At 63.6% G+C, this 12,728-nt stretch carries 11 protein-coding genes; 3 read left to right on the forward strand and 8 right to left on the reverse strand.

What is annotated here, in order from left to right; genetic code table 11:
* Positions 1 to 174: 174 nt before the first annotated feature.
* The 5 genes from H6678_06740 to H6678_06760 form a co-directional block, all read right to left on the reverse strand.
* Positions 175 to 513 carry a nuclear transport factor 2 family protein gene (locus H6678_06740; GenBank protein ID MCB9473489.1) on the reverse strand — a complete coding sequence of 113 codons (339 nt, stop codon included), beginning with the start codon at positions 511 to 513 and terminating at the stop codon, positions 175 to 177.
* 62 nt (positions 514 to 575) lie between these two features.
* Positions 576 to 1,388, reverse strand: coding sequence for an enoyl-CoA hydratase/isomerase family protein (locus H6678_06745; GenBank protein MCB9473490.1), 813 nt, complete (start codon positions 1,386 to 1,388; stop codon positions 576 to 578).
* Positions 1,385 to 3,577, reverse strand: a complete 2,193-nt coding sequence (locus H6678_06750) for a hypothetical protein (protein MCB9473491.1) — start codon at positions 3,575 to 3,577, stop codon at positions 1,385 to 1,387. Before H6678_06750 ends, H6678_06745 begins: the two co-directional genes overlap by 4 nt.
* An 87-nt stretch (positions 3,578 to 3,664) precedes the next feature.
* Entirely contained in the window at positions 3,665 to 4,858 is a 1,194-nt protein-coding gene (locus H6678_06755) for a hypothetical protein (GenBank protein ID MCB9473492.1), read from the reverse strand.
* A 195-nt stretch (positions 4,859 to 5,053) separates the two neighbouring features.
* On the reverse strand, positions 5,054 to 5,959 hold the full coding sequence (locus H6678_06760; GenBank protein MCB9473493.1) for a DUF1848 domain-containing protein: 906 nt from the start codon (positions 5,957 to 5,959) through the stop codon (positions 5,054 to 5,056).
* Between the two features lie 147 nt (positions 5,960 to 6,106).
* Between H6678_06760 and H6678_06765 the strand changes: the two genes are divergently transcribed.
* Genes H6678_06765 through H6678_06775 form a run of 3 tightly spaced genes read left to right on the forward strand, consistent with a single transcriptional unit; the run spans position 6,107 to position 9,856 of the window.
* Positions 6,107 to 7,279 (forward strand): pyridoxal phosphate-dependent aminotransferase, encoded by a 1,173-nt coding sequence (locus H6678_06765; protein MCB9473494.1) that lies wholly within the window; start codon positions 6,107 to 6,109, stop codon positions 7,277 to 7,279.
* A gap of 16 nt (positions 7,280 to 7,295) precedes the next feature.
* Entirely contained in the window at positions 7,296 to 8,111 is an 816-nt protein-coding gene (locus H6678_06770) for an acyltransferase (GenBank protein MCB9473495.1), read from the forward strand.
* Between the two features lie 32 nt (positions 8,112 to 8,143).
* Positions 8,144 to 9,856 carry an ExeM/NucH family extracellular endonuclease gene (locus H6678_06775; GenBank protein ID MCB9473496.1) on the forward strand — a complete coding sequence of 571 codons (1,713 nt, stop codon included), beginning with the start codon at positions 8,144 to 8,146 and terminating at the stop codon, positions 9,854 to 9,856.
* A gap of 703 nt (positions 9,857 to 10,559) precedes the next feature.
* On the opposite strand, the gene H6678_06780 is transcribed toward H6678_06775, so the two are convergent.
* From H6678_06780 to H6678_06790, 3 genes are all read right to left on the reverse strand, one after another.
* A complete protein-coding gene (locus H6678_06780) occupies positions 10,560 to 10,985 on the reverse strand; it encodes a transposase (GenBank protein ID MCB9473497.1) in 426 nt (141 codons plus the stop codon).
* A gap of 120 nt (positions 10,986 to 11,105) precedes the next feature.
* Positions 11,106 to 11,714: a DUF4372 domain-containing protein gene (locus H6678_06785; GenBank protein ID MCB9473498.1), complete on the reverse strand. Its 609-nt coding sequence runs from the start codon at positions 11,712 to 11,714 to the stop codon at positions 11,106 to 11,108.
* A gap of 567 nt (positions 11,715 to 12,281) precedes the next feature.
* Positions 12,282 to 12,713: a hypothetical protein gene (locus H6678_06790; protein ID MCB9473499.1), complete on the reverse strand. Its 432-nt coding sequence runs from the start codon at positions 12,711 to 12,713 to the stop codon at positions 12,282 to 12,284.
* Positions 12,714 to 12,728: the final 15 nt, after the last annotated feature.

Below are 12,728 nucleotides of genomic sequence, written 5' to 3' on the forward strand. Positions count from 1 at the left end.
TTGGTGCGGAGGCGCCGTGTGATGAATTGTGCGCGGTGCCCCTGGCGGGGCGCATGCAATGGGTTCCCGTTCGCGCGGGAATGATGGGCAGTGGAGGGGGATGAGGTTTGTGGTGTTGCCCTCGGGGATCCCCGCTTCCGCAGGGATGACAGCGGTTAGGAACCCCTGTCGCGTTCACTTCACCGTATGAAACCACACCTTCGTGATCAGGCCCTGCTGAACTTCGTAGATCGCGAAGACTTCGCTGGGCTCGGGGCGCAGGCCGAGCACGCGTTCGTGATCGATGACCTTGTTGCCGCTGGAGAGGCGGCCCAGCAGCTCGGCATGATGGTCGGGCACGGTGAAGACCTGGGTGCCATAGCGCTCGGCGATGGCGGCCTTGCCCACCATCGACGGTTCGCGTTCGGGCATGCGGAAAAGTTCGGCCTGATCGTGGTAGCAGGCCAGAAAGGCCGGCAGATCGTGGGCGTTGTAGGCGTCCAGCTGGTGCTGCACGAGAGTGGCGGGTGTCACGGAGGCCTCCGGGAGAACGGGCGTGCTTGGGATTCAACTGTGGTTCACGCTGTGGGGTGAACTCAGCTTATCGGCGAACTCGGGTCCCGATCCAGCAGGCGCCAGTCAAGTTCCTGCTTTGCCAGAAAGGCCTCGACTCCGCGCTTGCAGCTGGCGCTCTGGCGCAGGCGCACGTTGTCTTCCAGGGCCAGTTCCATGGCGGAGCGCAGTTCCAGCCCGCTGATCCGGCGCAGCAGCGACTTGGTGGCGGCCAGCGAGTCGCGGCTGCACTGGCGGGCCAGGGCCTGGGCGCGGCTGCCGGCCAGGGCCAGCACGGCTCCCGGGTCGGCCAGCTCGTTGATCAGGCCCAGCTCCAGCGCGGTGCCGGCACTGACGATGCGTCCGCTGAGCAGCAGGTCGCGGGCCCGGGTCATGCCCACCCGTTCCACCAGCAGCGGGCTGACGATGGCCGGGATGAAGCCGATGCGGGTTTCGGTGTAGCCGAAGCGGGCCTTCTCGCGGTCGGCCAGAATCAGGTCGCAGGCGGTGGCCAGGCCGCAGCCACCCGCGATGGCGGGACCGTTCACCGCGGCGATCCAGGGCAGCGGAGATTCGCGGATCGCCAGCAGCAGTTCCAGCAGCGCGCGGCTGTCGGCGCGGTTCTCCTCCTCGCCGAAGCGGGCCAGACGGGCCAGATAGCCCAGATCCATCCCGGCGCAGAAGGCCTCACCTTCGCCGCTGAGAATCACCACGCGCAGCTCGGGATCCTGATTGAGCGTCGCCACCGTGTGAGTCAGTTCGGCGATCAACGTGTCGTCAATCGCGTTGCGCGTCGCGGGGCGGTTCAGGCGGATCAGCGCGATGCCCGCGTCGCTGTAAAGGGACAGCGTGTTCACTTGGCGGTCTCCGTCTGGGTGGCGGCCTGTTTCACCAGCTCGGTGATGCAGGTTTCCAGGCACTGGGTCAGGCGCTGGGGGAACTCCTCGTCGGGAATGCCCTGAATCACCTTGCCGCCGTCGGTTTCCTGGGTGTCTTTTTCGGTCCAGGCCAGGCGCACCTTGTCGCTGCCGGCGGCCAGCAGGGCCGGTGTGCCATCCGCGTTGCGGAAGCTCAGTTCCATGCCCGTGGTGAACTCCAGCTTGCTGCGGTAGGTCTTGGTCTCCTTGGTCCAGCGCGCCAGCCCCAGCCGGGCATCAATCAGGTATTCGGGCTCGGGGAAGGTGGGCGAGAGCAGTTCGCCCATGTCGGCCAGCTTGAACTCGCCGCCCGCCAGCGCCACGTCGGCGGCGTCGAAGGCCTTCTGCTGGCTGGCCGGGGGCAGCATCATGAACATGCCGCTGCCGGCCAGCTCGCGCTGCAGCCAGGCCAGCACCATGTCGTGATCCGGATCGTAGCCGTTCTCGACCTTGGGGCCGCCCACCGTCAGCTCGGCCAGCCGGGCGCGCGGCGCGGCCTGGCCGGGAGTCTCGGGCACCAGCAGCAAGTCGCCCTTGGCCGGCTTGGTGCTGCCGTCGGAGAGGGTGATCTTCGCCCGCGCTCCCTTGGCTGTGCCTTCCACGATTTCCACGATGCCGTAGACGCGCTTCCAGCTGCCCAGCGAATTGCCGGCGGCGTCGCTGATCTCGCGCTCGGGACGCGCCAGCTGCAGGCTGAGGCCCTGGGCCAGCTCGCCGCCTTCCACCAGGCGCAGGGTGCCGTCGGATTCCAGCTTGCTGACCGCCACCGGCTTGGTGCCCGGCTTGAACTGCTGTACCACAAGTTCGGCCGTCTCGCGCAGAGTGCGTTTGGCCAGATCACGCCAGGCTCCCACCAGATCGGTCTGCCGGTAGGACTCGTTCTGCTTCTCGAGCTGCTTGCCTTCGTGCGACACGCTGAAGAGGGTCTCGCGCGTGCGGCGGTCGTAGATTTCCAGCGCCACGCCCAGAGTCAGCGTGTTGCCCGTGTAGCCCAGACGCTGGCTCTTGTAGTTGATCGCGTGGGTGATCACGGCGCGGACCAGCAGGTCGGGAAAGGCGCGGTTGCCGATGATCTCGCTCTGTTTCACATCACCGAAGACGCTGAAGGCGGCCTGGGCATCGAAGAAGGCGGCCTTGAGGGCGTTGGTGCTGCCGCTGCCATCGGCCAGCAGGGGCGGCAGCAGGGGCAACGCGGCGCTCTCGGCCAGAGCGTCGTGCAGCCACTGGCCCATGGTGGCGTTGTCCACGTCGAAGGCCGGGTCGAGGGAGGCGGGATTCACGGTGGTCACACCGGACACGGCCAGACGCTGGCCACCGTTGGCCGAGGACGAATTGAGACCGTCCACCCGGATGCTGGCGCCCAGCGGCGGCAGCCCGCCCCCGGAGGAGGCCTGGATGCGCGCGCGGCTGAACTTCTCCTCACAATCGGTCAGTTTCAGCATCCAGTTGCCCTGCTCGCTGCGCAACTGCACCACCAGGCCGGGGTAGAAACCGAGTGTGCTGCCGCCATCGATGAAGACCATGTCCTCGCTCTCGGCAATGATCACCGAGGCGCTGGCACTGCTGGGCAGGTAGTCCTTGCCGATCTGGCCCACCAGGTGATCCAGACCCGCGCTGAGCGCTTCGGCGAAGGAATCGTGGCGGTAGCCGGCATCGATCTCGGTGGCGGTTTCCACGGGCACGCGGCTGGTCAGGCTGCGGCTGTAATACACCTGCCCCGACTGGATGTCGAAGAACTCGAGGCTGAGCCCGATCGAGAAGGTCCAGAGCTCCACGTCACCGAAGAACTTCTTGCGCGACACATCGGCCCGGCTGATGATGCCGCGCACGTACACGCGATTGCCCTTCTTGCTCAGGCTGCCCACGGAAGTGGCCGGATTCTCGATGAAACTGTCGTGCACGTTGTACTGGGGCAGGGCCTTGAGCAGGCTCACCAGCCGCACGCTTTCGCTTGCGGCCAGGTCCTTGCCGCCATTCACCAGAAAATCATCGTCGATCTCGGAGCCGTCGCCGATGAAGATCTTGGTGACCACGATCTCGGGTTTCTCCTGGGCTGCGGCCGTCAGCGCGGTGGAAAGCACGGGCAGCAGGCACAGCAGCAGAAGCAGAGAGGAGCGAAGCAGTTTCACATGAGCCTCAAAAAAAGCGCGGGAATCCATGGCAGATTCCCGCGCGGGTACGGTTCAATCGAAGGGCCGTTCCGGCGGAGCGCTGTGTCAGGGCAGATAGAAGTTCAGGTTGTTGCCGGTGGCACTGCGCAGGTCGATGTTCTCGAAACCGGGCAGATCCATCGCCATGGTCAGGATGGCGTCGGTCAGGTCATCCACCGTGCCGCCCTTGAAGGTGACCGCGATTTCCATGCGCTGCAGCTTCTCGTCCCAGAGCCGCTTGTTGGCCTGCATCACGCCGCCCACGCCCTTGAGCCCGTTGAGGAACTTCAGCCCCTGCCGGGCATAGCTGGTCACGTTGTAGAGCTTGACGATGTAGTCCTGGCCGTTGTTGGACTTGTTCTGCCAGAAGTTCAGCACCTGGCTGATCACATCGTCGGCGATGGCCTGGGCCGCACGGCCACCGCTGGCCGAACGCGCCCCTTCGGGGGAAATGCCGGCACCGCCCTGGCTCACGTTCTTGCGGCTGAGCAGGGCGCCCGTGCTGGCGTCCACGATCTTGACATCCAGAGTGGCGCTGGCGGTGTACTTGCCGCCGTCCACGCTCACCGGCTCGGCCTTGCAGGTGCCCAGCACCAGAATCTCGGCACCGTAATCGGCGGCGGCCTTCTTGGCCAGTTCGTTGAGGCCTTCGGGGTCGTTCATCAGATCTTCCAGCAGCATCATCTCCTGGCTGCGGAGCTGCTTCACCATGTCGGCGTCGACCATGTTGTAGAAGCCCTTGTCCAGGAAGGCGCTGGTCAGGGTGGCCGCGCTGGCGGGGTCGTCCACGGGAGTCTGCTGGGCCTTGGTGAGCGCGGGATCCCACCAGAACTCGTCGATCATGACCATCATCTTGGGCTTGCCCACCAGGTCCTGCAGCATGCCGATGGCGCGCAGGTCGTCGCCCAGCTTGGCCGTGTTGACCGTGGCGGAAATGGCCACCACATAGGAGCCGTGGTCTTCCTTCTCGGAGAGGATCTGGTAGTCGCTGACGAAACCCTTGGCCTGGCTGTAGATCCGGTCGTTCACCAGGGCGAAGTTCTCGACCAGGGTCTGGCTTTCGATCAGGGTGCCCAGCCCGGTCTCGACGGCCTTGCGCATCGCGTCGCGCAGCGCGGCATCCTTGGCGGCCATCTTGTTGTCGCCCTGGATCTCGGCCATGCCGGTCACCTGCACGACCTTGCCTTCCTGGGCGAAGAGCGGTTGAACGGCAGCGAACGCGAACAACAGCATCAACAGTATGCGTACCTGAGCCTTCATGAACTGCCTCCTGGATCGCGAGTGAATGACGCCGTCACGCCTCCCGGCCCACTCGGGCCATCGGCCGACGCTGCGTCGGGGCTTCCGGGGGGTGCTTTCCGCCCACCGCTTCGGCCCGCAGAGTAACGACGGCGCCCAAAGTAGGGTTTCCGTCACGGCCCGACAATCTTCGCCAGGGCCGACGACTGGCGGTCTTCAGGCTGTTGGTCCACGATCATCCAGTGGCAGGCGACGACCGGCGTCCAGATAGCCTTGGTGAAAAGCCAGTGCCCGTTCCGGATTGCGGTTGGCATAACAATAGAGACAGCCGTGCGGGCAGGAATCGTAAGTGCCCACATCCCGACTGGCGTGGCAGGCACATTGTTCGCGCGTGGGCTGGCTGCGCGGGGAGCGTCCATGGGGGCGGACGACAAGCTGTTCGCAATCCAGGCAGCGGGCTTTCTCGATGCCCGGCACGGCCAGCAGCTCATCCTCGCAGCAGGCCTGAAGGGCAATTCCCGCCTCGCGGGCGACCTGCAGCAGTTGATGCGTCAGCTCCAGGCGCTGGTCCCGGGTGGGGCTGAGGCGACGGATGCCGGTGTCGCGCTCGAGGCTCGCGAAGTTGTCCAGCACCTTGCGGTAGTCGTCGACGAAGCTGAAAATGCATCGCCCCACCTTTCCGGAGAGCGCACCGGCCAGCCGCCGGAAGCGTTCGAGAACCTGGTCCGGGCCATGAGTGTCGGTGAGCACGATCGGGTCAAAGCGCCAACTCAGACTGCGTGGCCCGTAGCGCTCGCTGAGCCGCGCCATCTGCTTCAGGGCCAGCTCGACGGGAGGATTGCGCCGCTCCAGCTCGCGGGGCATGCCGTTGAGGGTCACCTGAAAGGCTACCCGCTGGCCGAAGTGTCGGTCCAGTTCATCCAGATGGGGCAGCAGGGGCCCGGGGTTGCGAGTCCAGTAGACCACGCCCGCCCAGTGCTCGGCGGCCAGCGGCACATGCACGGGCTTGCCGCTGACCGGGTTGGGAATGGTGCAGTGGCCACACCGGACCGCCCGAAGCCACCACTGCGCGTAGTATGCCGGAATGTCCGTGCGCCTGGAGACCGAAAGGATGGGCTTCAGAAGACCTCCCGCCTTGGTTCTGTTCGGTTGAGTCGCATGCCCACCGACTCATGTGCCCGGCGAATCGCGTGCGGTAGAGGACCGGATTGGGGGCGCCGGTGCTGGGCAAGGATATTAGATTGCGCGGCATTCAACGAGGAGAATCCCATGCCCCTGTTCGGAGACACCAGTCAGGAGAGCCAGGCCGTTTTCCGCACGGTCTTCGAGGAAGTGGCCGAAGTCATCCGTCGTCACAAGCGCGACGATCTGGTGATGCTGCACATGGGCGACACCCACCTGCCCGCCCCGGAGCTGGCGCGTCCCAGCCAGCTGGACGAAACCCGTCACACGGGCTACAACTGCTATGCCAACACCCGTGGGCACGCCGAGCTGCGCCAGTTGCTGCTGCGCAAGCTGGCCCGCGAAAATGGCATGCAGGGACTGGATCCGCACCATCTGCAGATCACCGGGGGTGGCATCCACGGTCTGTACGCCGCCTTCCGCTGCCTGCTGGATCCGGGCGAGGAAGTGCTGACTCTCAGTCCGCACTGGCATCTGATCGGCGGTGTGATCCACGAGGCGGGCGGTCTGGCCCGTGACCTGGACTTCTACCTGCCCCTGCGCCGCGGGGCTTCCGTCCGGGAGTTGCTGGAAGCGGGTCTGAAACCCACGACCGCGGCACTTTACCTGAACACGCCCAACAATCCCAGCGGTGTGGTGCTGGGTCGCGCCGAACTGGAACAGGTGGCGGCCTTCGCCATGGAACACGATCTCTGGGTGGTGAGTGACGAAGCCTACGAGAATTTCATCTACGACGGCACGCCCCACATCAGCATCGCCACCCTGCCCGGGATGCACGAGCGCACGGTCAGCGTCTTCACGTTCTCGAAGTGTCTGGCCGCCGCCGGCTATCGCGTGGGCTACACGGTCTGCGAACCCTGGTTGGCCGAACGGCTGCACGCCGTCTGTTCGCGCACGGTGTACAATGCGCCCACCAACAACCAGATGTCCGTGCTGCAGGCGCTGGAACACTGGGACCACTGGTTTCCCCAGCTGAATGCCACCTACCGCCGACTGCGCGATCGGGTCTGCAGCGAGCTGAAGGTTCCCTGCCTGCTGCCGGCTTCCGGTTTCTACGCCTTCATGGACGCCAGTGCCGCCTGCGCCGGTCGGACGGCCGTGGACGTGCTGGAGGAGCTGGTGCGCGAAGGCGTGGCCTGTGTGCCCGGGGCGGCTTTCGGGGCGGGATTCGAGAACTGGTTCCGGCTCTGTTTCGTCAGCGAACCGGAAGAACGACTGGCTCTGGGCATCGAGCGCATCAACCGAGTCCTGGCCCGCTGAACAAGGAGTGTGATCCATGATCGTTGCCGCCGTCCAGACCCGGCCCGAATTCGGCCGCCCCGGGGTGAACACGATGCGTGCGCTGGAATTGATGGGATCGACACCCGCGGATCTGTATGTCCTGCCCGAGCTGTTCAGCAGCGGGTACTTCTTCCAGAGCCGCGCCGAGGCCCTGACCGCCGGGGAAAGTCTGGACGGGCCCGTGGTGACGGCGCTCAAGGACTTCAGCCATCGTCAGCGCTGCACGATCCACGCGGGCATCCCGGAGCGCGACGGCGACGCGATCTACAACAGCAGCGTGCTGGTGCATCACGGGGCCCTGGTGGCCGTCTACCGCAAGATTCACCTCTTCAATACCGAGAAGAACTGCTTCGATCCCGGGGACCGCGCGCCCGCCGTGGTGGATGCCGGCGCCCGACTGGGGCTGATGATCTGCTTCGACTGGATCTTTCCCGAACTGGCCCGCAGTCTGGCCCTGCAGGGGGCGCAGATCCTCTGCCACCCCGCCAATCTGGTGCTGGCCTGGTGCCAGAAGGCGATGGTGATCCGCTCGGTCGAGAACCGCGTGTTCTCGATCCTCTGCAACCGGGTGGGCAGCGAGGAACGCAACGGCGTGAGCCTGACCTTCACCGGCGGCAGCGAGATCGTGCACCCGCGGGGCGAGATTCTGGCCAGTGCCTCTGCCGATGCCGAGGAGCTGATCTGGGCCGTGATCGACCCGACGGACGCGGACGAGAAGATGATCACCTCCACCAATCATGTCCTGAACGATCGCCGCCCCGAGTTCTACTTTGGTGCTCCCGGCGAGTTTTCTGCCGATCCGTCCCGCTAGTTTCTCCACCTCCGTCCCCGAAAGGACATCCCATGCCTTCGCGTCCTCTGTCCACCCTGCTTGTGCTCTCCTCCGTCGCTCTGCTCTCGTGTGTGTCCACCAGTCCCAAAGTGCCCGAGACGGCGGCCGATGGCATTCTGCGCATGACGATCCCGGACATCCAGGGCACCCGGGAGTCCAGCCCCGTGGTGGGCCAGACCCTCGAAACCCATGGTGTGGTGACCCTGCTGCTGAAGAAAGGGGAGCAGCCGGTTGGCTTCGTGATCCAGGATCAGAATGGTGATGGTGATCCCGGGACGTCCGATGCGCTCTTTGTGGACTGGGATCAGACCGGTGGGTTGCCACACGTGGGTGACCTGCTGACCGTGCGCGGCACTGTGGACGAGGAAAACGGCCGCACCGGTCTGGCTCATGTGGGCATTCTGGACCGCAAAGGTGACACGCCCCTGCCGGCCGCACAGCCCTTCAGGCTGGGCGATGATTCGTCGCTCGAGGCCCTCGAGGGCATGCGCGTGAGCCACGACGGACCACTGACCGTGATCGATACCTACCACCTGGGCCGCTATGGCAGCGCGATTCTCTGCGAGGGCCCGCGTCCCTTCACCGCCGGAAGCCTGCCCGCCACGGTGGGCCAGATCGACCGGTCACTGGCCAGTGTGATCCTGGATGACGCCGACCTGCAGCAGAACCCGGCCCGCATCGCCTGGCTGGGCGAGCAGCCGATGCCGCGCACGGGAGATCTGCTGCCTCGTGTCGAGGGTGTGCTCGAGCCCTTCAAGGAAGGCTGGCACTTGCAGGCATCGGCGGTGCTTGAGCTGCAGCGCGGCAATCCCCGGCCGGACTCGCCATCCGAAGTGGGTGGCAGCCTGCGCGTGGCCTCGTTCAATGTGCTCAACTTCTTCGCCACCCCCGGCGGACGCGGTGCGGACTCCGCCGAGGAGATCACACGGCAGCAGGCCAAGCTGGAAAGTGCATTGCTGGCGCTGGATGCCGATCTCTACGGCCTGATCGAGATCCAGAATGACAGCGGTCAGGCGCTGCAGAAATTGGTGGACGCGCTGAACGGCAGTCGAGGCGAGGAAGTCTGGCGCGCGGTGGCCGACCCGGCGGAGGGGCTGGGCAGCGATGCGATCAAGCAGGCCTTTGTCTACCGTCCCGCCAGTCTGGAACTGATCGGCGCGGCGCGTACGGATACGGATCCCATCTACAGCCGTCCGCCGCTGGCGATCACGGTGAAATCACGCAAGGATGGCCAGGTCCTCAGTGTGATCGTGAATCACCTGAAATCCAAGGGCTGCCGGGGTGCCGAGGGAGAGGAGAAGGATCAGGGCCAGGGCTGCTGGAACGCCCTGCGCACGCGCCAGGCTGCCCGGCTGCTGGAGTTCGTCGAGCGGGTCAAGCAGGAGAGCGGCGACCCGGATGTGCTGCTGATGGGCGATCTGAACGCCTATCTGGAAGAGGATCCTCCGCGGCTTCTGGAGCAGGCCGGTTTCGAGAATCTGCTGCGCCGCCTGCCCGCGGAAACGCGGTACAGCTATGTCTACCAGGGTCAGAGTGGTGTGCTGGATCACGCCCTGGCCAGCACCAGTCTGGCCCCTCTGGTGAGCGGCATCGGCGTCTGGCACATCAATGCCGACGAATGCCCCTTGCTGGACTACAATCTGGAGTACAAGGATCCCACCATTTTCAAGCCTGATCCTTTCCGCAGCTCGGACCATGATCCGGTATTGATTGGCCTGAACTGATCAGATCCGCATCAGATTGACTCGTACTCGTACTCGTACTCGTACTCGTACTCGTATTCGTGGCTCGTGCTCCTGATGGTGACTCGCATCGGCGCGTAACCCCCTTGCGCGGGGGGCGCTCTCTACCCTTTTCTTCTGCGGAAGAGGGATTGATCTGCAGGAAGTGGGACTGTACTACTCGCCCATCCCCGTCATTCGCGCGAAGGCGGGAATCCTGATTGGTTACACCACAAGTTCATTCTGGTTCAGAACCGCTGTGAGACTGCAGTGCACATGTCACGGAGGCTGTCGCCGGCAGTCCACTACCCTGCGCGGGGGCGTTCTCCTACCTTTTCTTCGCGAAGAAAAGGTAGGGCCAAAAGAAGGCTCAGCAGGCCTCGCGCCGCGCTGACTTGGCCCGCGATGCGGTCCTTCGGGCCAAGCGCGGCGGCCCGCGTGAATGCCCGACCGTTCCGCCACCGGCGTCACCGCTGCAGAAGTGACACAATCAGTGTCATCCCCGCGACGGCGGGGATCCATTGCATGGCGCCCCGGCAGTTACACCGCGATTTGTATTGTGCCAATCCCCCCGCTGAATGTTCATCTCCTTCTACCGGAATCCGGTCACTGACGCGATTCTGTGATGCCTTCCTCGGCTCGGGACTGCCTCCCGTGATGCATCATTTTCCACCTTTCTTTGGACGGGTCCCACTAGTGTCCCACATCATGCCAGCTTTAGCTCAAGTTGGAGATCGGAAGATGCTTGCGGCGGGATAGTGGCATGGATCACAACACCCCACAGGTCACGGTGATCGAAAAGCGTTGCCCGGATGAGACGGAAAATCTGGGTCAATGAATGGTCCAGATGCCGACTCAACTTTACGAATGCAGTAATCAGGTAGGCAATCAGAGCTATCCAGATCTGTGTCATGACCGCATTCATGCTGTTGCCGACAAATCGCTTGATTTTGGCGCGCTGCTTGATCCACTTGAAAAACAACTCGATCTGCCAGCGCTCTTTGTAGATGGCTGCGATTGTGGCAGCAGACCACTTGAGGTTGTTTGTAATGAATACAAGATCCTTTTGCGTTCCCGGATCGAAGTAGTGGATCCTTCGGAGCTGTCGTGTGTGTTTTTTTGCCTTGAACACCGGTCAAGTGGATGTTCTGATCGGCCAGCACACCGGACCCAGGAACCAGTGGGCGATCCTTCACAGCTTCGTACCGCATGTTGAACTTTGCACGAGTGACAAACGGGCAGTTGGCTTTCGTCAATCGGTCGAACCAGGCATAGTCACAGTACCCTCTGTCAAAAATGTACACCGTTCCAGGTATGAGTTTGACCTGCGGGAGAGAACCTGGTGATCATGCCGGCGACCTTCCGTGATGCAGACGATTTCCGGGAGCCAACTGGCATGATCAAGACCGACGTGGACTTTGACCCCTGCTTTGTAGGCACTGCAATCAGCCCACGGAAACAGCTTCAGACAAAGGTGGATGAGGGTGGAGTCCAACGAGATCAGCTTCCGGTTCACTGGCAGTTTTCGTTGTCCGGCGAATTCCTGACAACGGGACAGAAGCCGCTGGAACAGATCACGATACAGGTCTGGCGACTGCCGAGAATTCAGCCTCCCAAGTGTAGACCTGTTCAGAGGCTTGCATCCCAATCGCAGGAGATGCGGCTGCAATGCTTTGCCGCTATGATCGATTTCCCGCAAGCTGGAATGCCCGGCAAGTTGAGCTGTAAGTAAGACCACGAATTGATTCCAGCGCGTCGTCTTGCGAAAAGGCTGGCCAACATGATGTTGTTCTGCAAGAATTTCGAATTCCCGACGTGGAGTCAGCTTGAGGAGTTGTCCGAGTACGCTACTTTGGCGCATGGGTCTTCCTGTGTTGTTAGTCTTTGTTTTTAGGCGACATAAGATAACACAACACACGCGGGAAGACCCTCTTTTTATCAGCAATTATCTATGAGACACTAGTGGGACGGGTCCAAAGCAAGGTGGAGCCAAAGAAAGACCCTCTTCGCAGGCCTCGCGCCGCGCAAACTTGGCCCGCGATGCGGTCCGGCGAGCAAGCGCGGCGGCCCACGGACAATGCTCGACCATTCCGTCTCGATGGTTCCGCCACCGGCGTCACCGCTATTGTTGGGGATTGATTCTGAGGGGAAAGGTCGGCCTCTCGCGTACTCGTATTCATGTCTAGCCATGTTCGCGCTGCGGGGGCGAAGCCAGGTTTCCCTTCCCTCGCGCAGCGGGGGAAGGCGCAGCGCTTGCGCTGCGGGGGATGGGGGCACTTTCGCGCGGCACGACACTTCGCGTTCATCCTGGCACGAAAGGCCCCCATCCCATTACGCCTTCGGCGTGCCTTCCCCCGCTGCGCGAGGGAAGGGGACTTTGGCTTCGCCCCGGCACACAATCGCTGCATGCCAAGCCCCGGATGGGGCATCATACATCCATAGCCCGTGGGGAATCTACGGGCGGGCGCGGATGCCCGACACATTGGGATCCCTGCACAGGGAGGATCAGGGCGGCGGTTGATGGAACCGTCAAGCTGGTCCACAGGGCGACGTTCGAAAGGACCGTCGCCTCGTGCAAGGTGGTGTCGACCGTCTCGTCCACCATCTCGTCCGCCATCTCGTCCACCATCTCGTCCACCACCTCGTCCGCGGTTTCGTCCGCGGTTTCGTCGGAGGACAAGGCGGTCGAGGTGGCGGTCGTTGGGACCGTCATGCTCTTGAACAGGGCGACGGTTGAAAGGACCGTCACCCTGTTGATGATGTCCAGGAGGATTGAGGGCACCGCCTGCGGCCTTTGCCCATCCTGCAAGAAGCTCCGTCCGGTTGCATGAAATCCCCGCCCATGATCCAGATCCAGCACCCGGGAGCTGCATTC

The organism is Candidatus Delongbacteria bacterium (assembly GCA_020634015.1).
GTDB lineage: Bacteria > CAIWAD01 > CAIWAD01 > CAIWAD01 > CAIWAD01 > JACKCN01.

What these genes read in the sequence shown, in the direction of transcription:
- H6678_06765 (MCB9473494.1), top strand. Translation starts at nt 6,107, where the DNA reads ATGCCCCTGTTCGGAGACACCAGTCAGGAGAGCCAGGCCGTTTTCCGC.
- H6678_06755 (MCB9473492.1), bottom strand. Translation starts at nt 4,858, where the DNA reads ATGAAGGCTCAGGTACGCATACTGTTGATGCTGTTGTTCGCGTTCGCT.
- H6678_06775 (MCB9473496.1), top strand. Translation starts at nt 8,144, where the DNA reads ATGCCTTCGCGTCCTCTGTCCACCCTGCTTGTGCTCTCCTCCGTCGCT.
- H6678_06770 (MCB9473495.1), top strand. Translation starts at nt 7,296, where the DNA reads ATGATCGTTGCCGCCGTCCAGACCCGGCCCGAATTCGGCCGCCCCGGG.
- H6678_06785 (MCB9473498.1), bottom strand. Translation starts at nt 11,714, where the DNA reads ATGCGCCAAAGTAGCGTACTCGGACAACTCCTCAAGCTGACTCCACGT.